This window comes from Marinobacter sp. 2_MG-2023, assembly GCF_030546935.1.
Lineage (GTDB): Bacteria > Pseudomonadota > Gammaproteobacteria > Pseudomonadales > Oleiphilaceae > Marinobacter.
Genome location: NZ_JAUOPH010000003.1, coordinates 485,080 through 509,537 on the forward strand (window position 1 = coordinate 485,080; position 24,458 = coordinate 509,537).

Here is a 24,458-nt window from a genome sequence, read left to right on the forward strand (position 1 = left end):
CTACTGCCCTAAACTACCAGCGATAAACGAAAAATGGCGTGTCAAAGGCTATTCTGGCACGCCCCCATTATATAACAAGGCCAGTTTGGTGAAATCCGGAGATTCCTGCGAATGAGACGAGCGGTAAATGACCTGTTAGGTGCCTATGACAAGCTGATCATGGATCCGGTTCACGGCGCAATTCCATTATATCGGCATGAAGTTCAGGTCATTGACCACCCTCTGTTTCAGCGCCTGCGCAATATTTGCCAGAATGATATTCTCAGTCTGGTATTTCCCGGCGCAACCCACTCCCGCTTTCTTCACAGTATTGGCGTAATGCATGTCGGCACACGCATGTTCCGTTCAATGATTGATGCTTATCTCCGGGAGCGTCAGCTCAGCGAGCAAACCGATCTGAGCCTCAGCCAACTCGACGCCATCGATTATCTTGCAAAGACCATTCGCCTTGGCTGTCTGTTGCACGACAGCGGCCATTCCAGCTTCTCTCATCAGTTTACCCAGGCACAGCGGATTCGTGAGCTTATGTCCCGATCCGGCCGGTTCGCGGATCTTTGGGAAGGAGTGGATTATTCCGCATATCACAGTACGGAACCCGATGAACTCGAGCACGAGCACTACTCGGTAAGGGTCGCCCATGATGTGCTGTCAGCCATTGATCTCGAAAGCGCTGGACTGCACGCGCGGGATGTCATCGGCATTATGGAAACCACAGACGTTACGCCCAGCGAAACCTTTTGCCGCCATGCCCGCACTTTCTGGGGGTTTATTGCCGGAGAGGACGCAGAAGCGGAATCACTGATTAGCGAAAACATTCCGCGCCTGGTGCTGGATCTGCTTTCGTCGATCGTATCGGGGGAAATCGACGCCGATCGCGCAGATTATATGCTGCGGGATGGGTTCCACTCGTCTGTCACTATTGGCGGATTCAATCTCGACCACCTTCTCAGCAACCTGCGTTTTGGCTGGGATGAGTCCGAACCCTGGCTGGGGCTGGCCATTACGCAAAAAGGCCTGGGGGCACTGGAAGACTTTGTTTATAGCCGCTACCAGATGTACCGCAAGGTATACGCCCACAAAACAGCGCTGGGGTTTGACTGGCTACTGCGCGAGGCCATTAACGAAGTCCTGGAAGACCCGGAGAGCTTTGAGTGGATAGACACTTGCCTGAGCAACATGCGCTATTTTGCCGAGCTCACTGACAACTTTTTCTGGGAAGCCTTCCGTAAAGTTGCGCGCCAGCGTCCTGAAAGCTTCGCTTTCTGCATCGTGAACAGGGTAAAACTGAACCACCTCGACACCCGAGAAGACCTCTCTGTCAGCGGGATTGCGAGCCACAGTGCCTGGCTGGCCGAGGCCATGGAGCTCAACCCGGCACACGTTGTTACCTGCTCCATGCGGGCGCGTTTTTCCAATATTCAGGACAATTTTAATGGTATCAAGGTGTTAATCCGTGATCCGGTCAATCGCACACGCTCTCTGAAAAAAATCACCGACGTAAGTGCTTTTTTCAGCAAGTTTAGCGATGGAACCATTACGCACTTCTATAACTGCCCGGATATCACGAATAATTCCGGGCCAGTCGTTAACGGCTAACAGGTGGTTCAGCAGATGCCGACACCAGGCTACAGGCGCTGTCAAAAGCGCCTTCAACCCGGCCACCGCCAAGCCAGTCTCCCGCAACACCAATAGCCTGTTCCTCAAACCACAGATGGCCCGGTTGGGCGCCGCCTTCGGAACGGGCATACAGCCATCTGTGTGCAATGGCATCTGTAACATCAACCGCAGTACCCGTTAGCTCCCTGAATGCTGCGATTAACTCTGCTGTCACCCGGTCTGCTGGGGCGTCTACGTTTTGGTTAGTCCACTCAGGGGTTGCATGGAGCACCCACCAAGTGCCCTTTTGATCGGGGCTGTTACTGTCACGGCCGGGCTTGCTGGAGTTGTTAGCTACCCAGAATAGCGCCGGGTGGTCACATCTCATTCCACTATGCCTGGGCCAGGGGTTTTCACTAAATTGCACGGCTACTGCCCAGCATGGCAACACTCGGCTTACCGCATCATCAAGCTGTGCCGCCAGTTGCGGCAATTCACTCTGGGCAAGCAGGTCTCGGGCCTGGGCTGGTGGCGTAGTAATGATAACCTGATCGAACTGCCCCATAGGTTCCCCAGTAATATCGTACAAAATCCAGCATTTCTCTGTCCGCAACATACGTTCAATTCGGGTTTCTGCAATCACATTTACATGAACGGAGAGCGCGCGCGACAGTGCGGTCATTCTTGGCGTACCAACATACCGGGGCTCCTCCGGAAACGACTGCCAACTGCCATCTTTACTCTGAAAGCCAAGCTGTCCATTCCAGGTAGCAAAGCTGTCCTCTCCGGCAAACTCCGCTAGAAAAGGCAGGAAATCAGGATTGCGAGAGGTAAAGTACTGAGCGCCCATATCGACGGAGCCGCCGTCTACCCGTTTTGCTGAAAGCCTGCCGCCGGGGCCTCGACTTTTTTCAAAGATAGTCACCTTGTGGCCCTGCCGCTGCAATTTAATAGCTGCAGTCAGACCGGCAAGACCTGAACCAACAATCGCGATACGGCGTATATGATTTTTATGAAATGTCTCATTAAACATGGTAATTGGTGAATCCAAGTATTGTGTTGAGAGCGTACAAACCGTTAAGCGACAGGGCCCGGGCTTTTTGAAAGTTTCGCCAAAACCTCGCTGTTCAGCTTCAACTCAGAGAAAAAGGGCTTTCACAGTATGACCCGAGTGCAAAACTGGTTTATTAACATTATGAGGTGGTTCGATTCCGACGCCGGTTCGGATCACCTGGACGTAACCTCCCGATCCTTCAACCTCGTACGCGTCATACCTTTTTTGGCGCTTCACCTGGCCTGTCTGCTTGCATTCTATACCGGCGTCAGCGCTTTTGCCGCCGGGTTTGCCTTTGCTTTTTTCATTGTGAGGATGTTTGCGATTACCGGATTTTACCACCGTTACTTTGCACATAAGACCTTCAAAACCAGCCGCCCTGCCCAGTTCGTGTTTGCACTGCTTGGGGCCAGTGCTGCTCAGCGTGGCCCGCTTTGGTGGGCAGCCCATCACCGTCACCATCATCAGCACTCGGATCGGGAACAGGACCTTCACTCCCCCCATCAAGGTGGCTTCTGGTGGTCGCATATGGGCTGGTTTACATGCGATGCGGGTTTCGCTACTGACGAACGGCGTATACGAGACTGGCTCAAATTCCCCGAACTTAAACTGATTAACCGCTTTGACGCGCTGGTACCCGCCATCGCAGCTGTTTTGATTTACAGCCTTGGTGAAGGCCTTGCTGTATGGGCGCCAGGCTTGGGAACCAATGGCCTGCAAATGCTCGTATGGGGCTTTTTTATATCCACTGTTGCTCTATTCCACGCCACGGTCTCCATTAACTCGTTGTCCCATGTCTGGGGGAAACGCCGATTTGAAACGTCAGACAGCAGCCGTAACAACTTCTGGCTTGCATTACTGACCCTCGGAGAAGGCTGGCACAACAATCATCACCGTTGGCCCCAATCGGTCCGACAGGGCTTTCGTTGGTATGAGGTCGACATTACCTGGTATGGACTGTGGGCGTTGTCAAAACTGGGCATCATCTGGGAGCTGAACCCGATCCCAAAACATATTCAGGAAGAAACCCGCCAGCTTGACCAAATGAGGAGGGCGCATAAATGAAACCTGTCGCAACTATTGAAGTAGGCCATCAGAATTCTGCCGTACCGGCGACACTGGAGCATTTCAGGTTTCTTTTTAACGAACTCGATAAAGGCAACCTTCACAAGTTACCCTCGGTATACAGCGAAGATATCCGGTTTCAGGATCCGCTTGGCGCTGTCGAAGGGCTGGACGCATTGACTCAGTACTTCGCAAATTCCTACGCGAACGTTATTTCGTGTCACTTCGCCTTCGAGCCGGAGGTTGTTCAGGACCGCTTCGCCACGATTCCCTGGGTGATGCATCTACGGCACAAACGGATACGCAGTGGGCGTGAGATACAGGTTGCCGGGATCAGCCACCTGGAGGTCAGAAACGGAAAAATCTGTTATCACCGAGACTATTTCGACGCCGGCCAACTCCTCTATGAAAATCTCCCGGTAGTTGGCGGCGTCATCCGCTGGGTCAAGGGGTACGCAGGATGAGTGCTCGTCTCGAAACCTCCTCCAATATCTGGATTACCGGCGCCAGTTCCGGAATAGGTGAATCCATAACACACGCTCTGGTTCGTGACGGACACAAGCTCGTTATCACCGGGCGTCGGGCCGAACCTCTGAAGCAGTTGAAATTGCTTGCACCGGAGCGGATTACTCCTGCCGCTGCAGATACGACAAGCAAAGATGAGTTGCAAGCGATTGCGGCAACGCTGGAATCCCACGGCGATCTGGATATGGCAATCCTTAACGCCGGAACCTGTGAATATCTGGATGTCGAAGATTACAATAGCGATGTAATTGAAAAAAACATAACAACCAACGTTATCGGCACAGCCCGTTGCTTAGACATCGCCCTGCCTGCATTGCGTCGCACCCGCGCGAAGGGTTTACCCGCCACTCTTGTTATTGTGGGTTCATCTGCCTGGTGGTTCCCATTCGCCCGTGCGGAAGGCTACGGAGCCTCTAAAGCTGCACTCTCCTATTTTGCCCAAAGCCTTAGGGCAGATCTTTCGGCAGAGGGCATTGATGTTGTTCTGGTTTCCCCAGGTTTTGTGAAAACCCCTCTGACCGATCGTAACGATTTCCCTATGCCCTTTCTGGTCACTGCTGAAGACGCAGCCGAACGAATCATTAGCGGTATTGTTAAAGGTCACAACGACGTTGCCTTCCCAAAGCGTTTCACATGGATTCTTAAAAGTCTGGGCGCCCTTCCCCAGTCTTTGATTGATCGGATGGCCGCCTCGATGGCCCGAAAAAGCTCCAGCGAACAGGAAGCAAAGGAATGAATAATGAACGTCAGCGTATTGCCGTTATTGGTGCCGGTGTATCCGGCCTTACGGCGGCATGGCTCCTCGCTGAAAAGCATGATGTGGAAGTTTTCGAAGCTGGTGATTACGCCGGTGGTCATACCAACACGGAATACGTCGAGGCAGGTGGACGTACCTGGCCGGTGAATACAGGCTTTATCGTTTTCAATGACTGGACCTACCCTAATTTCATGCGTTTGATGGAACGCCTGGGTGTGCCCTCAGAAGTCAGTGATATGAGTTTTAGTGTAGATAGCAGCACCACCGGTCTGCAGTACAACGGAACCAGCCTGAATACACTTTTCGCCCAGCGTAAAAATATATTGAACCTGCGCTTTCTGAATATGGTTCGCGAGATTCTGAGGTTCAATAAAGAGACCCGGGCAGATATGGCTGCTGGCAAGATCCAGAGCACGGAAACCTTGGGCGAGTACCTTAACCGCAACGGCTATTCCCGGTATTTTCGGAACTACTATATTGTCCCCATGGGCGCGGCTATTTGGTCAGCACCGGAAATCGTGCTGGAACAGTTTCCGATACGTTTTTTTCTGCAGTTTTTTAATAATCACGGCATGCTTTCGGTAGATGACCGCCCCACCTGGCGGGTTATTTCCGGTGGTTCCGCACAATACGTGAAGGCGATGATGGAACGCCTTGGAGATCGCATTCATTTGAATTCTCCAGTACAAGCCGTCAGCCGGGACGAAAGCAGCGTTACCGTGAGCACCCAAGGTCAGCCCCGCCAGTTCGATCAAGTTATATTTGCCTGCCACAGTGATCAGGCATTGGCGATGATTAGTGATCCCAGCGATAAGGAGCGCGAAATTCTGGGCGCCATTCCTTATCAGGACAACGATGTAGTGCTGCACACTGACAGCAGTGTGCTACCAGAAAACCAGAGAGCCTGGGCCGCCTGGAACTACTTTATCCCGAAACACAGCACCGAGCCTGTATCGGTAACCTACAACATGAACATCTTGCAGAATTTCCACAGCGCGCCGGAAACCTTCTGCGTTACTTTGAACCGAAGCCATGACATAGCTCCGGAGAAGGTAATAAAGCAGTTCAACTACTCCCATCCGGTGTTTACTCTGGATGCAGTCCAGGCTCAGGAGCGTTACGAGGAAATTGGCAACAAGAACCGAACGCACTTTTGCGGCGCTTACTGGTTCAATGGGTTCCACGAGGATGGAGTGCGCAGTGCTCTAAGGGTAACCGGTGATTTCGGGGTGGAGCTCTGAAAATGAGTAGCCAATGGTTGCAAGGCTCAATTCGCCATCGTCGCCTGTATCCTGTCCGGCACGAGTTTGAGTACCACACAGGCATGTTGGCTCTGGATACGGATGAATGGAACCAGGTCGCCAACGTGAGCCCGTTCTTTTCCCTTGAACGCTTTAACTGGATGTCATTAAAGCGCAAGGACTATTTCAGGCCCGAGGCCGGCCTGCTTTCAGAAGCGGTACGGGAACAGGTTGAAACCGCAACCGATTGGTTCCCAGACGGGCCAGTAGAACTGATCACGCACCCGCGGTACGCCGGCTACGTGTTTAACCCCGTGAGCTTTTACTTTTGTTACCGCGCTGGTGAAAGCGGTGCCAATGGTGACGTACCTGCCGTGATTGTTGCGCAAATAACCAATACGCCCTGGCATGAACGCCACGTTTATTGCCTGGAAACCACAGGCAGTGAACCTAATGCTGCCGGCTGGCGCACTGAGCAATTCGGATTCACCAAGCGCTTTCATGTCTCTCCATTCAACGCTATGGCACAGCACTACGAATGGACATTCAGCTTTCGGGGGCCGGACCTGAGAGTTCATATGAATGTGCTTGAAGAAGGAAAAAAACATTTTGATGCCACTCTGGTAGTCCAGAGAACCCCGCTTACACGTAAAACTCTCCATAGAAGCCTGCGCCAATTCCCTGTGGAAGCGCTCAAGGTTGCTGCCGGTATCTACTGGCATGCCCTGAAACTGAAACTCAAGGGCGCGCCCTTCTATACCCACCCGGACAAGCTTGCAGGGACCGACCCTGCTTACCGGCTGGGAAACAGTGACCAGGGCCTGGACGTAACCAGTGCAGACGACACCAAAAAGATTCGAGGAAAGGTAAGCTCATGGAGAACATGAACACATCGGCAAACTCGCTTGCCAGCTCACATAAAAAAAGCTCCCTCGTCAGCCAGGTTGCCAAGAGTCTGGTGGTTCAGCAACTCCGTCAGCTGGGCGAAGGTGTTCTGACCATACGACAGGCCGGAATGGATGATCTGGTTTTTGGCGACGGCAACACCAAACATCCACCCGCAGAACTTATCGTTAATGATGAGAGTACCTGGCGTGATTTGCTCACCGGCGGCAGTGTTGGCGCTGCAGAAGCCTATGTGGCGGAAGATTGGTCTAGCCCTGACCTGGTCGCTCTGCTGCGGTTCTTTACCCGCAACATCGATCGCATGAACGAGTTTGAGGATCGCTTCAGCTGGGTTACCAAGCCTGCCCTCAAAGGCTTGCACTGGCTCAACAGGAACACTAAAGACGGTTCGAGAAAGAACATCAGCGCCCATTACGATCTTGGCAACAATCTGTTTGAGACATTCCTCGACCCAACCATGATGTATTCCTCAGCGATTTACCCCAGCGAGGAATCTTCGCTTGAAGAAGCCGCCGTGCACAAGCTCGATACCATTTGCCAGAAACTGGACTTGCACCCAGGCGATCGGGTAATCGAGATAGGAACCGGCTGGGGCGGTTTTGCCATTCACGCGGCCAAGCATTATGGCTGCCACGTAACCACCACCACTATTTCTAAAGAACAGCTGGAACTTGCGCAAGAAAGGGTTCGCAGTGAAGGTCTGGAAGACAGGATTACTTTGTTATTTGATGACTACCGCGATCTGGCCGGCCAGTTCGACAAGCTCGTTTCCATCGAAATGATCGAAGCGGTGGGGCCACAATTTCTGGATAGTTACTTCAGCCAGATAAACGCGCTTCTGAAACCAGACGGCCTTGCCCTTGTTCAGGCTATTAACATGCCCGAGCAACGTTATCAGCGCGCACTTAAAAATGTGGATTTTATCCAGCGATTTATTTTCCCCGGCAGTTTCATTCCATCGTTTGGAGCGATTCTCGAATCCGTACGTAACCAGTCAAACCTGGTATTGACCCATTCAGAGGACACAGGCTTTCATTATGCCCGCACCCTCCGCGACTGGTTTAATCGTTTTATGGCCAACCGGGAGCAACTCGAATCCTTAGGGTATGACCAGGCGTTTCGCAGGCTATGGCACTTTTACTTCGCTTATTGCGAAGCGGGCTTCAGTGAGCGGGCCATCGGGGTTTCACAGTTGGTATTTGCAAAGCCAGACAACAAGCGGCAAAACATATTAAGTGTATGATCACTTCAGAGACCACCCGTAATATATTGAATTTCACGCTGTTCCAGATCGGTTGGTTTTCCTGTGTGGTCTACCCTGAGCTGTTTGGCCCGCTATTGGTTCTGGCACTTCTGATCCTTCATTTTATTTTTGTCAGTCAGAATCGTTTTACTGAGCTTCAATTCATCGGGCTCGGAACCGTTGTGGGCGCTACCCTCGACGGGCTGTGGTTTCGGCTCGGCGTACTGGATGACGGCACTGGAGCCGTGCTTATTACTCCGCCCTGGCTCGTCGCGATCTGGGCTATTTTCATGACCACCCTCAGCCATTCCCTGAACTGGATCAGTCGAAAGGTCTGGCTGGCTTTTGTTTTTGCACCAATCGCCGGTCCGTTTACCTATTGGTCAGCAACAAAAATAGGTGTGGTGGAACTGCCTGAACTGGTTCCATCACTCATCGCTCTGGCTCTTGGCTGGCTGTTGGTCTTCCCCTTGCTGCTATTTGCCCGTAAATCACTCTATCCGGAGTTGACGTGATGAGCCGCCACCTCCGGCTATGGCCGGCATCCGCGCTCATGGCAGCCCTTGCAATGCCCGTCGCGGCCGATCTATTCCAGTTTACGGGTTCTGCTGAACGTGCAGATGGAACACCACTTTATGATGAGCAACATCGGGTTGAGGGTTTCTGTGAAAGCGGCATATTCCAGCCACTTGAACACCAGGTGACCTATATTCGCCGAGCTGAAGCTGGTGAAAAAGCTTTCGCGAATAAAATGCTCGATTACACCCCATCTTCTATACGGCCAGGGGTGAATTTCCGGCAGCCGGATTTTAAGGAGTCACTGAAAATCACCTATCCGGATTCCGGATCTGTGGCAGTTGCCTGGCAAAAGCCTGGGGGTGACATTGAGCGCTCCAGCGTGAAGGTTTCCGATAACCTGGTGGTAGATGCAGGTTTTGACAATCTTGTGCGCGAGAACTGGGAGAAGGTTGTCAGCAAGAATTCAGTAAAATTCCGCTTTCTCGCGCCTACTCGGGGAACGGATTACGCTTTTATTCTTGAACCAGCACAGAGCGAGGCAATCGATGCTGATCATGTGGTGCAAATCCGCCCGGTCAACCTTGTACTTAAATTTCTCGTCGACCCTATCATTCTCGGCTACAACAGCAAGGGCGCGCTAACAGCCTATTCCGGCCTCACCAACGTGCGAGAGAATGCTGACCGGAACTACACCGCAGCCATCCGTTATACAGTAAGCCGCTATCCGGAATGTGAACTGACCCGTTGAATGCGGCGCCTCACGGAAGACAGCGCACCGGATTCAATGTGTTAAACTCCTCCCGCAACCAATGCCGGAGAGTATTCAGTCATGATGTTTGTATCTTTTAACGTCAACAGTATCCGTACCCGCCTGCATCAGCTTGAAGCGCTGATCGAGAGCCATAACCCGGATGTTATCGGATTGCAGGAAACCAAGGTAAGAGATGAAGAGTTTCCGGTCGAGGCCATTCGTGAACTTGGTTATCACGTGCATTTCCATGGTCAGAAAACCCATTACGGCGTTGCCCTGCTCTCCCGCATAGAGCCAGATCAAGTAATCAAAGGTTACACCAGTGATCATGAAGAATCTCAGCGTCGCCTTATTACCGGCCAATTCACCGTTAATGGTCAAAAGCTGACAGTTATTAACGGTTACTTTCCGCAGGGTGAAAGCCGCAGCCATCCGGTCAAATTTCCAGCAAAAGAAAAATTTTACGCCGACCTGATGGCCTACCTGGATAAGCTTAACAAACAGGACGGCCATGTAATTATCATGGGGGACATGAACATCTCACCAACCGATAAAGACATAGGAATAGGCCCGGATAACGCCAAGCGCTGGTTACGCACAGGGAAATGCTCATTTCTTCCGGAAGAACGGGAATGGCTCGGCCAGGTCGAGAGTCGCGGCTTCACCGATGTATTTCGCTACCTTCACCCAGATGATGCACAGACATTCAGTTGGTTTGATTACCGCAGCAAAGGTTTTGAAAGGGAGCCCAAGCGCGGTTTACGCATTGATCTGATCATGGCCAGCGATAGCTTGTTGCCGAAGGCATACGAAGCGGGTGTTTCTATCGATTTCCGCGGTATGGAACGGCCATCTGATCACTGCCCTGTGTGGGCAAAATTTGAGCTTTAAACGCTAATCGGGGGTGATATGACAAAAATAAAAACCCGCGATCGCATCCTCAGCACCAGCCTGTCGCTGTTCAATAATCTGGGCGAGCCCAACGTGACGACCCTGTTGATTTCCGATGAGCTGGATATCAGCCCCGGCAATCTGTATTACCATTTCAGAAGCAAGGGCGATATCGTCGAAGAGCTGTTTGAAGCGTTTGAAGCCGAAGTGCTGGACTTGCTGGCAGTGCCAGAGGACGTCGATGTCAGCCTAGATCAACAGAGCTTTTTCCTTCACCTACTCTTTGAAGCCGTGGCCCGTTATCGGTTTTTGTATCAGGATCTGGTTAACGTACTATCTCGTTATGAACGCTTGCAGGTTCGCTTTCGACGTATTTTGAAGAAGAAGACCCAAGCTTTCAGGAGTATCTGCGAAAGCCTGCGGCGCCAGAACATGATGCAGATTGGGCAGGAGGAGCTGGATTCGCTTTGCAAACAGCTAACCCTTACGGCGTGTTACTGGAGTGCTTTTGATACTCTTTCACACCTTGATGATCGTGATTCTGTGGATCCTGGCCGGGGGGTGTACCAGATGATGCACCTTATGCTGCCGTATTTCGCACCGGATGAGCGAGAGCACGCTAAATTGGCCAGCCAGGACTATCTATAGACCTGACCCCGATATACGGTACTTACCGGCGTTTCGAACTATTCTTCTTCATCGCTACGGTTGTTCTTGCGCAGTTCTGCCAATTCCGCTTCAAGTACTTCAATTCTCTTTTCGAGTCCCTCGATATCTTCACGGCGATGAATGCCAAGCCGGCGCAACGCTCCGGACACCCTCTCATCAAACAGATGTTCAAGCTTGTCCCAGGTACCCGTCGCCCGCTCACGCACACCCTCAACCCGGTCTTCCACAGAGCGAATCTGTTTTTCTACCACTCCGCGTGTTCTGTTCTCCAGCTGCTCGCCTTCCTGTACCAAACGCTCAAAAAACTTGCCGGTATCTTCTTCCGCCTTTGTGTAGGCTCCCAGGCCCGCAAGCCATATCTGACGGGCCGAACCCTTTATTTTTGCAGCCAGCTGCGGATCATTTTCGGGCTTGTTGTCGTTCTCGTCAGACATGTAACAACCTCTGGGATAGAAAAATGCTCTCGAAATCGCATTATATTACAGGTTGCCATTGATTTCAGTCGGCCTGTACGCCGCAGAATCAAAGGCTCCGATATAAAGATTGATTCCATATGAAAAAATGTTTTCAGACGTAACACCTCGGCGCTTGAAGTGTTCAAAATATAGACAATACTTATGCATACCGGAGTCTCTGCTGACGCCGGTTTGTCTGGAAGTCTTTCATGGATACTACTCGCACGCCTCTGCCCGGCATTCCAGCCGGGCTTTTTTTTGGTATTATTGCATCTACTTATAAGGTTATTCCAAAAATAGCTTTTGGATTCGGGTAAAATCGGCGGTAATACCAAATTTTTGTTCCAAGACCGTGCACCGAGGAGTTTCTGAATGATTGATATTGCCTGGAGTAGTTTTACTCCCTGGACGGCGCTGGCTGGCGGCGTGCTTGTTGGCCTCGCCGCAGCGAGCTTTCTATTGCTGAATGGACGAATTGCCGGAATTAGCGGCATCTTGGGCGGTTTGTTGACCCCCTCTGCCGGTGACATAGGTTGGCGAATTGCCTTTCTTGCCGGACTTATCGGAGCGCCAGCCCTGTGGGCCCTGGCCGCAAAATTACCGCCCATCGAAATAGAGGCGGGATACCCTGCACTTATTATCGCCGGTTTGCTTGTCGGCATTGGAACTCGCTACGGCTCGGGCTGTACCAGCGGTCATGGTGTCTGTGGTCTGTCACGCTTGTCACCCAGATCATTGGCAGCCACTCTGAGTTTTATGTTTGCAGGGTTTGTAACCGTCTTCATTATCCGCCATGTGCTGGGAGTATAATTCCATGAAATCTGCTGTTGCATCGTTGTTTGCGGGATTACTGTTTGGTTTTGGTCTTATTGTTTCCGGTATGGCAAACCCCGAAAAGGTGCTTGGATTCCTCGATATTGCCGGCCTTTGGGACCCCTCACTCGCCTTCGTGATGGGCGGTGCTGTTATCGTAGGCCTTGTAACTTTTACCTTCGCCCGCAAGAGAACCCTTTCCTTTCTTGGTTTCGACATGAAGGTACCCGGGCACACACACATAGATAAACGCCTGATCGTTGGTGGCCTGTTGTTCGGCATTGGCTGGGGCATCGCTGGTTTCTGTCCGGGGCCTGGCCTCGTAGCTTTAGGGGCTGGTGAAGTTAAAGCTATGGTCTTCGTGGCATCCATGGTTGCTGGAATGGGAATATTTGAAATCCTTGAACGACGAAAAGCTGCATTTCGTTTCGCTGAACACTGATACAAAACGCCCGTAAGTATGCTGTTTTACAGAGTTTCATTCTGACATGTGCCACCACCTATGCGATGATGGCGTAGCTATTTTTACCGAATCCGGAGAATAAACCCCATGGATATCAGAAAGATCGATGACACAATTTCTGTCGCTCCCCAGATTGCCTACGCAGATGTGGCAGAGGCGGCCAGACTCGGCTTCAAAACACTGGTTGCCAATCGCCCGGATCAGGAAGAGTTCGGTCAGCCTGCAATGGCAGACATTGAAGCTGCGGCTCGGGAAAACGGGATGGAATGGGTATACATGCCCGTTCAATCCGGAAATGTTACGGATGCCGATGTTGACCATTTCGGGGCAATGATCCGTGATGCCGAAAAGCCCGTATTGGCTTTTTGCAGGACAGGAACCCGCTGCACGGTACTTTGGGCACTGAACGCTGCCCGGACGACGCCGGCCCAGGAAATTTTTACCAAAGCCAGTAGTGCTGGCTACGACATGAGTGGTCTTGCTCCGCGCATGGCGCAGCAGTCCGAAAATCAGTAACCGCTTCGCTTAGAACGCTCAACGCTCAGGATTCACCTTCCCATGCAATACAAAGGTTCAGAGAATTTCCAGCATAACCAGCCGGATAGAATTGGCGTGCTGGTCACCAATCTTGGTACGCCAGACGCCCCGACCCCTTCAGCGTTGCGACGTTACCTGGCGGAGTTTCTCTCCGATCCGCGAGTTGTCGAACTACCCCGCCCCCTGTGGTGGCTTATATTGCATGGCGTTATCCTCCGTATCCGCCCAAAGCGCAGTGCAGCGGCCTATGCAAGCGTGTGGCAGCCCGAAGGCTCCCCATTGCTGATCCATACCGCAAAGCAGGCCGAGGGTATTCGAGAGATCCTGAAAAAGAAATATGGTCCCGACGTGGTGGTTGGCTTTGCCATGCGTTACGGCAATCCGTCGGTACCGAGAGTACTGGATGAAATGCAGGACCAGGGCGTTAGAAAGTTGGTGGTTTTGCCGCTTTACCCCCAGTACTCGGCGTCCACATCTGCATCCACGTTCGATGCGATCGCTAAAAATTTCTCCAAGCGCCGCTGGTTACCGGATTTGCGGTTTATCTCCCATTATCCGGACTACCCGCCTTACATCGAAGCCATGGCCAGCCATATCAAAGAACACTGGGCCAACCATGGTCGGCACCAGAAACTGGTGCTTTCATACCATGGAGTTCCGCTAAAGTACCTGACCAAGGGCGACCCCTACCACTGTGAGTGTCACAAGACCTCAAGGCTTCTGGCTGAGCGGCTGGGACTATCGAAAGATGAGTACATCACTACCTTCCAGTCGCGGTTTGGCAAAGAAGAGTGGCTCAAGCCTTACACTGACGAGACGCTGAAAGCGCTCCCGGGGCAAGGTGTTAAGTCGATCGATGTATTTTGCCCCGGCTTTTCATCGGATTGCCTCGAAACCATTGAAGAAATTGACGAAGAAAACCGTGGCTACTTTATGGAAGCCGGCGGTGAGGGTTTCAGCTACATAACCGCCCTGAATGCCACACCCGGGCACATCAATGCTCTGGTACAGCTGATAGAAGAAAACCTGCAAGGCTGGCAACCTACGGACAACCACCCTGATAAGCTGGCCACCCGCCAGAAGCTCGCTGACGAACAAAAGGACTTGGTTTACCCGGGTCGCAATCTTTGATTAAAAGGCTCAGACGCGCTCTTTCAGACCGCCTCTGAGCCACGTCTCACAGCCTCGGCAACCTTCGTGACAAACCTAATCTTCCTCTTTTCCCTTTGGCGACTGCGACGTTTCGGATAGATCTGGCGTCGACTCGCAAAAAGTACACTCATCAATATCTACAGCCGCTCCACCCGCCTCGACATAGCGAACGCGATGGCTTGCCTTGCCCCGATTGGTGGAAACAGAAAATTTGCGATCACGGCGATCGCCAGTATCCGTATCTGGGTCGGTGGCTGATTTGTTCTCTGACATAACCTTCTCCCGATTGCCTGTGTATAGGTTCAATTAATGCCGATATACGAGAAGATGGGGTAGTTTGCCTGAAGTTTAAAGTCTGGTGCTTTAAAGATCGCTGTGGCTATGGACAATTCTGCGAGAGAATTATGGAACTTGCATATTCAGGGATTGTCTGAGGAAGGGTAACACACTGAAAGAAAGGAAAATGGCGGTGGGCCAGGGATTCGAACCCCGGGTACGCTACTAACGTACGGCGGTTTTCAAGACCGCTGCATTAAGCCACTCTGCCAGCCCACCGGTTTTCCATTGCTGCCTGTCGACAGCGGTGTGCATGATACCGGAATTGCCTGTGCTGTCAACGCCCTGAGTGAAACCCGACGTATATTTCGACATTAACTGCTTTTAATGGAATCTGGAGAGCACTTTCGTGTCGTAAATGATTGAAAGTTCAGAATTCGACATTATTATGAAGTGTAATTACGGGTGATTGGCGTCCATCAGGCCATGAGGCTGGGCGCAAACAAGCAATCAAACAAGCTGGAACAAACCGGAGATCAGAATGCAAAACAGACAGTACAACGTTCAGCAGGACAGCAAGGGCATGATTGCCCGCGGGTCCGCGACTGCACCGATCAGTGCTTCAGCGACCAAGGTTTTGCGTAACACATACACCCTGCTTGCGATGACACTGCTATTCAGTGCAGTCATGGCAGGTGTGTCTATGTCTATCGGTTTGAGCCGGGGCGCGAGCCTTGTTTGCAGCCTTGGGGCGCTTGCATTGATCTGGCTGGTGCTGCCACGCACTGCTAACAGCTCTGCCGGCATTGCCGTTGTGTTCGCCTTTACAGGGCTGCTTGGCCTTTCTCTAGGCCCGATCCTGATGTATTACCTGCAGTTTTCCAACGGCGGCCAGATTATCATGCAAGCCCTGGGTGGAACTGGTCTGGTATTCTTTGCCCTTTCCGGCTATGTGCTGACTACCAAGAAAGACTTCAGCTTCATGCGTGGCATGCTGGTTGCTGGTTTGGTCGTGGTACTGGTTGCCGCTTTGGGCACCATGGTAGCAGGCATGTTTGGTGTTGAGGTTACAGCGATCAGTCTGGCCCTCAGTGCAGCGATTGTGTTCCTGATGTCAGGCTTCATCCTGTATGACACCAGCCGTATTGTGAACGGCGGTGAGACCAACTACATCATGGCGACAACCGGTCTGTACCTGAACATTTACAACCTGTTCGTGAGCCTGCTCCACCTCATCGGTGCTTTCTCAGGCAACGATTAATATCCGGCGCTCTTCGCGCCAGTAAGTTTGCATAACCCCGGCCTTTGCCGGGGTTTTTGCTATTGGTACACTGGAACTACCTCAGGCAGAAACCGAAACCATGGCGGCTATCCAACTGCAAAACTATACGCTGGTAATTACCGGGGCCCCCTACTCTTCTCAGGCCCCGCAGACGGCTTTGGCATTCGCTCGGGCTACGCTTGCCAAGGGCCATAGAGTAGACAGGATATTTCTGTACGGCGACGGAGTTCATCTTGCTTCCGCGCTTTCTTCGCCGCCTTCAGATGAAACTCATTGGCCAGGCGAATGGGCCGGGTTCCTGAAAGAAAGCGGTATCCCGGGTGTAGTCTGTATTGCATCTGCTTTAAGGCGTGGCCTGGTAGACGATGCCGAGCAAAAGCGGCACGAACTGGTAGCAAGCAACCTCCTTGAGCCTTTTATTATTGCCGGGCTTGGGGAGTGGGTAGAAAGCACCATGACATCGTCACGGATTATCTATTTTCATGCGGGAGGCTGAGCGTGAGCACATTGATAGTGATTGACCAGCCACCTTATGGAACATGGGCTGGCCGTGAGGCACTCGATATGGCGTTTTCCCTGGCAGCGTTTGATCAAAGCGTTTCGCTGCTGTTCACGGGGGCAGGTGTTAACTGGCTAAGAAAATCCCAGAAAACAGACGGGATAGAACAAAAGTCCATAGAAAAGAACCTTTCCGCGGCGCCCATTTTCGGCGTGAAAGCAATGTTCGCAGAGGCTTCAGCCTGCGCCCGATATGGGCTTACAATCGAAAACATGTTGGCAGGTGTAGCCATAGCTGAAAACAGCTCCAACCTGCTACATCAATATTCCCACACGGCTTTTTCAGGTTGATCCCAAGGCACCCTCACGTAGATAGCTGGAAAACATTATGAAACCCATTGCTACCCTTCACATCCTGAACAAGGCTCCAGAGCACTCACGCTCTGTTGAGTGCATGCGCTCCCTCAGAGCTGGAGACGCTTTGCTTCTCACCGAGAGTGCAGTATTGGCTATCGCCACAACAGACGTTCATGACCCCAACACTACCGTGTATGCGCTGAAGGCAGACGTACTGGCGCGGGGTCTTGATGATTGCGCATCAGAGACACATCTGGTGGACTTCCCAGCCATGGTTGATCTCACAGCCCAGGCTCAAAACATAATCAGCTGGTGACCTATGGCAGACCTCGAAACGCCAGCCAGAAATAATGAGGGTTTTCTGGAAAATGCACACGAATGGACTCCAGAAGTTGCCAGCATGATCGCTGAGGCTGACCAGATATCACTCGGTGAAAAACACTGGGAGATCATTGAGTTCCTGCGTATATTTTACAGCAAACATGAAATGTCGCCGCCTTCAAACAGGCTATTCGTAAAAGCAGTGAAAGAGGCTTTGGGCGAGGATAGGGGCAACAGTATCTACCTCATGCAACTGTTCCCTGGTACACCTGCGAAAACAGCCTGCCGAATAGCCGGCTTGCCGCGTCCAACTAACTGCCTGTAGACCATATTTGACGAGTGCCGACGCCGCAGCGGTTAGTTTTCTGTGGGCTTTTCAGGTTTCTGTTCGGCCTCCGGCGAAGCTGAGGCCTGCTCCTGCTGCCTCTTGCGCTCCAAATCCGCTGCACCGCCCAGGAAACTGCTTAAACCGTTCTCGAACAGTCCGGACCCGAACTTGAGAAACTGCCGGGTAGACTCTTTTACAGTCCCGTCCCAGGCACTTTCAGGCAGCTCCCGAAGCGATTCGGAAACACCCGCTTTTACGCCGCGAACCACACGGGGTTCAATACCCTCTGCTGCTGCAATCAGCTCCGCGACCTTGCGATCCAGATGGGGCCGAATGATGAGTACCCAAAAGCCGTAGAGGACAACAAAAACAGCAGCAGCGGTTATCAAAAACTGTGTAACAATCAATGTCCATTCAGGCATGGCTCTCTCCTTTCGAGATTCCGGACGTCACAATGCAAAATGCGCCAACGCATAAAGCTGAATTGCGCCAGCAACGGCGCCTAACACGCCACCGACAAACATGAGCTTAACCTCCTCCTCACGAAATGCGGGCCGGAGAATGTCCTGGAATTCCGCAGGTCGCAGCGCTTTCATTTGCCCGGACAATACGCTCGCAACAATGGGCGCTCGTTCTTTATTGAACTCGGGGTCGCTGAACACGTCATGGGTGGCAAGTAGTGCCTGCTGATTCATGGCTTTTTTCAGCTCGGTATATCCGCTCATGCCTACAGTTACCTGAGCACCCAATTTCATCAACAAGGAATTGTCCAGCAGAGGCCTGAGGTGCTTCTGGATGATCGCCCGGGTACGGTCGCCCTGGCTACCGTTAATCATGGCGTCAGCGACCTTCTCGACGGTTATCAGTTCCTCTGCAACGAGCCTGGCCCAGATCTCGCTGATTTCCGGCTGGCGTCGCAAGAACAAACCCTGAATTTTCCAGAACAGAAATCGTCGGGGCTTCAACGGGGCAAAAATCAGATTGATGGCAATCCAGTTCGTGGTGAAACCAATAACAAAGCCGCCAACAGGCAGCAGCCATGGCACTGGATAAGATGACCAGACTGGCGCAAGAACACACCCCAAAAGACCACCAATAACAGCCCCACGGTTAACGACGGAACGAAGCTCAATTGCGCCCGCCTTCTGGAATATGCGATTCATGAGATCCGGGTGGTGTTTCAGCTCAGTGCTCAGCAAGGCTTTAAGGTCGACCAATTCCCCAAGGTCATCACCAAAATCATCAACAAGATCCCCCACCCTGTCAGGCAACTGCTCTCGAGCCCACTGATATATCCGCCGACGCAAGAATAAAGGCAGATTGTCCCAGAGCACCGGTTGGATTTCATACATCACCTCGTCGATGTACTCATCCAATCTTGGTGTTACCTGGGAAATTACCTGTTCGATTATGCGCTGGGGTTCAAGTTTCTGATAAACGGCGTTCAGATCACCAAACTGCCTGAGGGTCCGGTCGATACAGATGTGCGCCATCTTTTCTGATTTGCGGGGAATAACGCCTTGCCACCCTATTAGCCCGATCCCCATAAAGTGAACCGGATAGAACGACATTTGTATTGCAAGCCAGTTCGTAAACCAGCCCGTAAAGGCGGCCATAATGGGCACGGAAAGAAGTGCAGCGTCGATCAAGCGGTACCCCATAAAAGCAGAAGTCTGGCCTGTAGAGTATCTCGTTTCCCCGCAGGCCGAGGCAGAATTTACTGCCTCTGTTTATGGAGTAGATAATGCTATAGCTCGGCACCAAGGGCATTGGCCGAACCGCCACCGCGAAAGAATAAGTGCAGGCGCAAGAACGCCCGCACTGTACATTACTGGTAGTAGGCGTTTTCGGTTTGCGTATGATCCGTTACATCCCGAACGGCGGTAATTTCAGGTACTCGCTCCTTGAGGGTCGATTCAACGCCTTGCTTCAGGGTAAGACTGACCGCGGAGCAGCCCTGGCAACCACCACCAAAGCGAAGTACAGCGACGGACTCGTCCACAATCTCCACCAGTGACACATCACCGCCGTGGGCAGCAAGATTGGGGTTTATCTCTGAAGCCAGTACATAATTCACACGATCAGGCAGTGGTGCATCATCGTCAACGTTCGGCACCTTCGCATTCGGTGCCTTGATAGTGAGCTGGCCACCCATTTGATCTTTGGAGTAGTCAACGAAGGCCTCTTCAAGAAAAGGTACGGAGTTGTGATCCAGGTACAAAGTGAACTTTTCGAGATCTACCTGCTCATCTGTAGGTACAATCTCGTTAGGCGGGCAATACGCCAAGCAGGTTTCAGCATTTTTGGTGCCTGGCTGAGTTACGAATATTCGCACACCCATGCCTTCCACATCCTGCTTTTCGATAAGTTGTGCAAGATAATCCCGTGCGGGATCTGTCACAGTAACCAATGCCATGTTTGTAAACCCGTTGGTAAGTTTGTATTCATTTTAAGGCAGTTCGCTGCAACATGAAAGACCAAGTAAATTAGTTGGTCTTTTGCCGGGTAATGACTTACCCGTATCATATACCCGATGCCCGGAGCTTGACGTAGGTAAAGAATAACCATGCACGAAACTACGACTGGCACCGCCATTTTGCTATGATCGCGCGCCAAAGACACAAATACGCTGTTTATACCGACATCCGGAACTGACTATGACCGATCGCATTACTCGCCTGAAACAACTTCACAAAGCCCTGCAAGAACGCATTGTGATTCTTGATGGCGGCATGGGAACCATGATCCAGAATCAGAAACTGGACGAGCAAGCGTTCCGTGGCGATCGGTTCGCCGACTACGACCGGGAGGTGCAAGGAAACAATGACCTGCTGAATCTCACCCAGCCGGCTCTGCTGAGGAATATTCACGCCGAGTACCTGGATGCCGGCGCAGATATCATTGAAACCAATACCTTTAATTCTACCCGGGTATCTCAGGCGGACTACGGTCTTGAAGAAATTTCTAAAGAGCTTAACGTCGCCGCGGCAAAGCTGGCTCGGCAAGTAGCCGATGAATTTACCGAAAAGAACCCGCAAAAGCCCCGGTTTGTTGCCGGCGCTGTAGGTCCTACCTCGCGTACTGCATCTTTATCGCCGGACGTAAACAACCCGGGCTTCCGAAACGTTGATTTCCAGACTCTGGTAGACAACTACTACGAATCGGTCGCAGGCTTGGTTGAAGGCGGCTGCGACCTTATTCTTATTGAAACCATTTTCGATACTCTGAACGCGAAAGCCGCAATCTACGCGACCCAGCAGTATTTTGAAGACAGCGGCGTAGAACTTCCGATCATGATTTCGGGCACCATAACCGATGCTTCCGGTCGCACGCTTTCCGGGCAGACCACGGAGGCGTTCTGGAACTCCGTTGCACATTCGCGGCCCATTTCTGTAGGCCTTAACTGCGCTCTCGGTGCTGACGCCCTGCGGCCATACGTAGAAGAACTGTCAGCCAAGGCAACTACCTATGTTAGCGCACATCCGAACGCTGGCCTGCCAAACGAGTTCGGAGAATACGATCAAACGCCGGAAGAGATGGCAGACATCATTGAAGGCTTCGCGCGGGACGGCTTCCTTAATATTATTGGCGGTTGCTGTGGCTCTCGCCCAGAGCATATTGAAGCAATCGCTTTGGCTGTAGCCAAATACCCACCCCGAAAGATTCCGACACGGCCCGAAGCGTTGCGCCTTTCCGGTCTGGAGCCGTTTACCGGGGACGAGAACACTCTGTTTATTAATGTGGGTGAGCGGACCAACGTTACCGGCTCCAAGCGATTCCTGCGTCTCATCAAAGAAGAACAGTACGAAGAAGCGCTTAGCGTGGCTCGGGACCAGGTTGAAAACGGTGCCCAGATCATCGATATCAACATGGATGAAGGCATGCTGGACTCAAAGGAGGTAATGGTTACCTTCCTGAATCTGGTTGCTTCAGAGCCGGATATCTCCAGAGTACCCATCATGATTGACTCCTCCAAGTGGGAAGTCATCGAAGCTGGTCTGCGCTGCATTCAGGGTAAAGCCGTAGTGAATTCCATCAGCCTCAAGGAAGGCGAGGAAGCCTTTATCAAACGTGCTCGCGACTGCATGCGTTACGGCGCTGCGGTGGTTGTTATGGCCTTTGATGAGCAGGGCCAGGCCGATACCTATGAGCGCAAAACCGAGATCTGCAAGCGGTCCTACGACATCCTTGTTGGCATGGGTTTCAACCCCGGCGACATTATCTTCGATCCGAACGTTTTCGCCATTGCCACAGGCATCGAAGAACACAACAACTACGCGGTGGATTTCATAAACGCCAGCCGCTGGATTCGTAAGAATCTGCCCCACGCGTCCATTTCCGGCGGCGTGAGCAACGTATCTTTTTCCTTCCGGGGAAACGATGTAGTGCGTGAGGCCATTCACTCTGTGTTCCTCTATCACGCGATCAAAGCCGGCATGAACATGGGCATCGTGAACCCGGGCCAGCTGGTGATTTACGACGAGATTGAACCGGAGCTTAAAGAGCTGGTTGAAGATGTTGTACTCAACCGACGCGAAGATGCCACGGATCGCCTACTGGAAATAGCAGAGCGTTTCAAAGGTAAAGGCGGGAAAACCCAGGAGGAAGATCTTGCCTGGCGCGAGTGGCCGGTGATCAAACGCCTGGAACACTCCCTGGTAAAAGGCATTACCAATTTTATTATTGAAGACACAGAAGAGTGTCGCCAACAGGCCGAGCGCCCGATTCACGTCATCGAAGGCCCGTTGATGGATGGCATGAACGTTGTCGGCGACCTGTTCGGCGACGGGAAGATGTTTCTGCCCCAGGTTGTCAAAAGTGCCCGCGTAATGAAGCAGGCTGTGGCCCACCTTATCCCGTACATCGAAGCAGAGAAGTCCGAAGACCAGCAGGCCAAAGGCAAGATACTGATGGCCACAGTAAAAGGCGATGTTCACGACATCGGCAAGAACATCGTTGGCGTGGTGCTGCAATGTAATAACTACGAGGTTATTGATCTGGGCGTAATGGTTCCCTGTGACAAGATTCTGGCAGCAGCCAAAGAACACAATGTGGACATTATTGGCCTGAGCGGTCTGATCACACCGTCACTGGATGAAATGGTTCATGTGGCCCGGGAGATGCAGCGCCTGGATTTCCAACTTCCACTGATGATTGGCGGTGCCACTACCTCCAAGGCACATACCGCTGTAAAAATCGAACCTCACTATAAGAATGACATTGCCCTGTACGTTTCAGACGCATCACGATGCGTTAATGTCGCCTCGCAACTGCTAAGCAAAACGGCTAAACCGGAAGTCGTGGACGCCGCGCGTAAAGAATACGATGAAATCCGGGAGCGCCGTAAGAACCGGGGTGACCGTACCAAACTGGTCAGCCTGAAAGAGGCCCGCGGGCGCGCGCCAGAAATCACGTTCGAGAATTATGTGCCGCCCAAGCCTGCCTTCACCGGCACCCGGGTGTTCAAAGAGTATGATCTCAATGAGTTGGTGCCCTATATAGACTGGACGCCGTTTTTCATCTCCTGGGATATCGCCGGCAAGTACCCGCAGGTATTTGATGACCCCAAGCGCGGCGAAGCGGCTCGCAACCTGTTTGACGATGCCCAGGTCATCCTTCACAAAATGGTTGAGGAAAAACGTGTAACTGCTTCAGGTATAATCGGATTTTGGCCAGCTAACCGTCGCGGGGACGACATTGTCGTTTACACGGACGAAAGCCGTACCGAAGAGCTGACCACCCTGCACCATTTGCGCCAGCAAGATGAAAAAGCCCCGGGCAAGGCGATGATGGCCCTCTCGGACTTTGTTGCAGAAGAAGGCTCAGACCACTGCGACTATGTTGGTGGTTTCGCGGTAACCACCGGCATTGGCGCCGAAGAGATGTCACTAGAGTATAAAGATGCTCACGATGACTATAACGCCATCATGGTAAAAGCCCTGGCCGACCGTCTGGCGGAGGCCTTTGCCGAGCGCATGCACGAACGGGTGCGCAAAGAGTTCTGGGGCTATGACTCAGTAGAGCAACTGGCGAACGAAGACCTGATCAAAGAACGCTATCGTGGTATTCGCCCTGCCCCGGGATATCCGGCATGCCCGGATCACACCGAGAAAGAGACGCTATTCCAACTGCTGGATGCAACAGAAAAAACCGGCATAGAGCTGACGGAACACTTTGCGATGTTCCCAACGGCAGCTGTTTCAGGCTGGTATTTTTCACATCCGGACTCAAAGTTTTTTGCAGTGGGTAAAATTGGCGTGGATCAAGTTGAGGACTATGCTGAGCGTAAAGGTCTTTCCAAGGCGGAAGCGGAGCGCTGGCTGGCACCCAGCTTGGCATACGATCCGGCCGAATAAAGATCAGTCTCACACTCAGACAGGATGAGCTTTATGACAAATGCGCCGGATACAGAAAAAACCAATAATAAAAAAGCCAGAGGCACCGGCCCCAGCGTTTTTAAAGTAATGCAGAGCGTCGCAGCCGGCGCTCTGGGTGTTCAGTCCAACAAGCGCCATGAAGAAGATTTTGCGAGCCATAGCCCCTGGCCATACATTATTGGTGGCCTGCTGTTCACAACACTTTTCGTTGGCACACTCGTTCTTGTCGTGCGGGTAGTTCTATCCGGGCAGTAGTAGGTCTACTGCCCTGAAACCCAAACCACGGCGAACACAACTACAAGCGCCACAAGTGCCACTGAAGCTATGGCATCGGCGTAGCTGTCTGATCGCATGAGTTTTTTCATCGTGTGCTCCTTTGTTC

28 protein-coding genes and 1 tRNA gene are annotated in these 24,458 nt (G+C 52.2%); 22 read left to right on the forward strand and 7 right to left on the reverse strand.

The features are described 5' to 3' along the window. Window positions 1-111 precede the first annotated feature (111 nt). Entirely contained in the window at window positions 112-1,596 is a 1,485-nt protein-coding gene (locus Q4501_RS09555; protein ID WP_303595989.1) for an HD domain-containing protein, read from the forward strand. Here Q4501_RS09555 and Q4501_RS09560 read toward each other — a convergent pair. Next, complete coding sequence (locus Q4501_RS09560; protein ID WP_303595990.1) at window positions 1,586-2,629, reverse strand: NAD(P)/FAD-dependent oxidoreductase; 1,044 nt, start codon at window positions 2,627-2,629, stop codon at window positions 1,586-1,588. The genes Q4501_RS09555 and Q4501_RS09560 overlap by 11 nt on opposite strands. A gap of 129 nt (window positions 2,630-2,758) precedes the next feature. On the opposite strand from Q4501_RS09560, the gene Q4501_RS09565 reads away from it, so the two are divergent. From Q4501_RS09565 to Q4501_RS09610, 10 genes are all read left to right on the forward strand, one after another. Next, the gene (locus tag Q4501_RS09565; RefSeq protein ID WP_303595991.1) at window positions 2,759-3,715 is read left to right on the forward strand and encodes an acyl-CoA desaturase; all 957 of its coding nucleotides are present in this window, start codon (window positions 2,759-2,761) and stop codon (window positions 3,713-3,715) included. Continuing rightward, complete coding sequence (locus tag Q4501_RS09570; protein ID WP_303595992.1) at window positions 3,712-4,179, forward strand: nuclear transport factor 2 family protein; 468 nt, start codon at window positions 3,712-3,714, stop codon at window positions 4,177-4,179. The genes Q4501_RS09565 and Q4501_RS09570 overlap by 4 nt, the downstream gene beginning before the upstream one ends. Continuing rightward, window positions 4,176-4,976 (forward strand): SDR family oxidoreductase, encoded by an 801-nt coding sequence (locus Q4501_RS09575; RefSeq protein WP_303595993.1) that lies wholly within the window; start codon window positions 4,176-4,178, stop codon window positions 4,974-4,976. Before Q4501_RS09570 ends, Q4501_RS09575 begins: the two co-directional genes overlap by 4 nt. Then, window positions 4,973-6,238, forward strand: a complete 1,266-nt coding sequence (locus Q4501_RS09580) for an NAD(P)/FAD-dependent oxidoreductase (protein WP_303595994.1) — start codon at window positions 4,973-4,975, stop codon at window positions 6,236-6,238. The genes Q4501_RS09575 and Q4501_RS09580 overlap by 4 nt, the downstream gene beginning before the upstream one ends. Before the next feature lie 2 nt (window positions 6,239-6,240). Further along, complete coding sequence (locus Q4501_RS09585) at window positions 6,241-7,125, forward strand: DUF1365 domain-containing protein (RefSeq protein ID WP_303595995.1); 885 nt, start codon at window positions 6,241-6,243, stop codon at window positions 7,123-7,125. Further along, window positions 7,113-8,387, forward strand: a complete 1,275-nt coding sequence (locus Q4501_RS09590; RefSeq protein ID WP_303595996.1) for a cyclopropane-fatty-acyl-phospholipid synthase family protein — start codon at window positions 7,113-7,115, stop codon at window positions 8,385-8,387. The genes Q4501_RS09585 and Q4501_RS09590 overlap by 13 nt, the downstream gene beginning before the upstream one ends. Next, window positions 8,384-8,902 (forward strand): DUF2878 domain-containing protein, encoded by a 519-nt coding sequence (locus Q4501_RS09595; RefSeq protein ID WP_303595997.1) that lies wholly within the window; start codon window positions 8,384-8,386, stop codon window positions 8,900-8,902. The genes Q4501_RS09590 and Q4501_RS09595 overlap by 4 nt, the downstream gene beginning before the upstream one ends. Next, window positions 8,902-9,654, forward strand: coding sequence for a hypothetical protein (locus Q4501_RS09600; RefSeq protein WP_303595998.1), 753 nt, complete (start codon window positions 8,902-8,904; stop codon window positions 9,652-9,654). The genes Q4501_RS09595 and Q4501_RS09600 overlap by 1 nt, the downstream gene beginning before the upstream one ends. Window positions 9,655-9,735: 81 nt before the next feature. Further along, the gene (gene xthA / locus Q4501_RS09605) at window positions 9,736-10,548 is read left to right on the forward strand and encodes an exodeoxyribonuclease III (RefSeq protein ID WP_303595999.1); all 813 of its coding nucleotides are present in this window, start codon (window positions 9,736-9,738) and stop codon (window positions 10,546-10,548) included. Between the two features lie 18 nt (window positions 10,549-10,566). Further along, window positions 10,567-11,196, forward strand: coding sequence for a TetR/AcrR family transcriptional regulator (locus Q4501_RS09610; RefSeq protein WP_303596000.1), 630 nt, complete (start codon window positions 10,567-10,569; stop codon window positions 11,194-11,196). A gap of 38 nt (window positions 11,197-11,234) precedes the next feature. Here the strand turns inward: Q4501_RS09610 and Q4501_RS09615 are convergent, their stop codons facing one another. Then, window positions 11,235-11,651, reverse strand: a complete 417-nt coding sequence (locus Q4501_RS09615; protein ID WP_303596001.1) for a phasin family protein — start codon at window positions 11,649-11,651, stop codon at window positions 11,235-11,237. A gap of 393 nt (window positions 11,652-12,044) precedes the next feature. Between Q4501_RS09615 and Q4501_RS09620 the strand changes: the two genes are divergently transcribed. The 4 genes from Q4501_RS09620 to hemH all read left to right on the forward strand — a co-directional run bounded on the left by Q4501_RS09620 (window position 12,045) and on the right by hemH (window position 14,616). Then, complete coding sequence (locus Q4501_RS09620) at window positions 12,045-12,482, forward strand: YeeE/YedE family protein (protein WP_303596002.1); 438 nt, start codon at window positions 12,045-12,047, stop codon at window positions 12,480-12,482. 4 nt (window positions 12,483-12,486) lie between these two features. Further along, window positions 12,487-12,927: a YeeE/YedE family protein gene (locus Q4501_RS09625; RefSeq protein WP_303596003.1), complete on the forward strand. Its 441-nt coding sequence runs from the start codon at window positions 12,487-12,489 to the stop codon at window positions 12,925-12,927. Window positions 12,928-13,035: 108 nt separating this feature from the next. Beyond that, window positions 13,036-13,464 carry a TIGR01244 family sulfur transferase gene (locus Q4501_RS09630; protein ID WP_303596004.1) on the forward strand — a complete coding sequence of 143 codons (429 nt, stop codon included), beginning with the start codon at window positions 13,036-13,038 and terminating at the stop codon, window positions 13,462-13,464. 42 nt (window positions 13,465-13,506) lie between these two features. After that, window positions 13,507-14,616 carry a ferrochelatase gene (hemH, locus tag Q4501_RS09635; RefSeq protein WP_303596005.1) on the forward strand — a complete coding sequence of 370 codons (1,110 nt, stop codon included), beginning with the start codon at window positions 13,507-13,509 and terminating at the stop codon, window positions 14,614-14,616. Between the two features lie 75 nt (window positions 14,617-14,691). Here the strand turns inward: hemH and Q4501_RS09640 are convergent, their stop codons facing one another. Both Q4501_RS09640 and Q4501_RS09645 read right to left on the reverse strand, forming a co-directional pair. Next, entirely contained in the window at window positions 14,692-14,910 is a 219-nt protein-coding gene (locus Q4501_RS09640; protein WP_303596006.1) for a hypothetical protein, read from the reverse strand. A 191-nt stretch (window positions 14,911-15,101) separates the two neighbouring features. Further along, window positions 15,102-15,192 (reverse strand) — tRNA-Ser (locus Q4501_RS09645). A 262-nt stretch (window positions 15,193-15,454) separates the two neighbouring features. On the opposite strand from Q4501_RS09645, the gene Q4501_RS09650 reads away from it, so the two are divergent. The 5 genes from Q4501_RS09650 (at window position 15,455) to Q4501_RS09670 (ending at window position 17,696) form a co-directional block, all read left to right on the forward strand. Then, on the forward strand, window positions 15,455-16,174 hold the full coding sequence (locus tag Q4501_RS09650) for a Bax inhibitor-1/YccA family protein (protein WP_368497446.1): 720 nt from the start codon (window positions 15,455-15,457) through the stop codon (window positions 16,172-16,174). Between the two features lie 100 nt (window positions 16,175-16,274). Beyond that, a complete protein-coding gene (gene tusD / locus Q4501_RS09655) occupies window positions 16,275-16,691 on the forward strand; it encodes a sulfurtransferase complex subunit TusD (RefSeq protein ID WP_303596007.1) in 417 nt (138 codons plus the stop codon). Window positions 16,692-16,693: 2 nt separating this feature from the next. Then, window positions 16,694-17,044: a DsrE family protein gene (locus tag Q4501_RS09660; protein ID WP_303596008.1), complete on the forward strand. Its 351-nt coding sequence runs from the start codon at window positions 16,694-16,696 to the stop codon at window positions 17,042-17,044. Between the two features lie 37 nt (window positions 17,045-17,081). Further along, entirely contained in the window at window positions 17,082-17,366 is a 285-nt protein-coding gene (gene tusB, locus Q4501_RS09665; RefSeq protein ID WP_303596009.1) for a sulfurtransferase complex subunit TusB, read from the forward strand. A gap of 3 nt (window positions 17,367-17,369) precedes the next feature. After that, window positions 17,370-17,696, forward strand: coding sequence for a TusE/DsrC/DsvC family sulfur relay protein (locus Q4501_RS09670; RefSeq protein ID WP_303596010.1), 327 nt, complete (start codon window positions 17,370-17,372; stop codon window positions 17,694-17,696). Between the two features lie 32 nt (window positions 17,697-17,728). On the opposite strand, the gene Q4501_RS09675 is transcribed toward Q4501_RS09670, so the two are convergent. The 3 genes from Q4501_RS09675 to nfuA form a co-directional block, all read right to left on the reverse strand. Further along, a complete protein-coding gene (locus Q4501_RS09675; protein WP_303596011.1) occupies window positions 17,729-18,121 on the reverse strand; it encodes a hypothetical protein in 393 nt (130 codons plus the stop codon). 27 nt (window positions 18,122-18,148) lie between these two features. After that, on the reverse strand, window positions 18,149-19,348 hold the full coding sequence (locus Q4501_RS09680; RefSeq protein ID WP_303596012.1) for a DUF445 domain-containing protein: 1,200 nt from the start codon (window positions 19,346-19,348) through the stop codon (window positions 18,149-18,151). Between the two features lie 179 nt (window positions 19,349-19,527). Then, window positions 19,528-20,115, reverse strand: coding sequence for a Fe-S biogenesis protein NfuA (gene nfuA, locus Q4501_RS09685; protein ID WP_303596013.1), 588 nt, complete (start codon window positions 20,113-20,115; stop codon window positions 19,528-19,530). Between the two features lie 241 nt (window positions 20,116-20,356). Between nfuA and metH the strand changes: the two genes are divergently transcribed. Further along, window positions 20,357-24,055: a methionine synthase gene (gene metH, locus Q4501_RS09690; RefSeq protein ID WP_303596014.1), complete on the forward strand. Its 3,699-nt coding sequence runs from the start codon at window positions 20,357-20,359 to the stop codon at window positions 24,053-24,055. Between the two features lie 33 nt (window positions 24,056-24,088). Next, entirely contained in the window at window positions 24,089-24,331 is a 243-nt protein-coding gene (locus Q4501_RS09695) for a DUF2970 domain-containing protein (RefSeq protein WP_303596015.1), read from the forward strand. The last annotated feature ends 127 nt before the right edge of the window (window positions 24,332-24,458 follow it).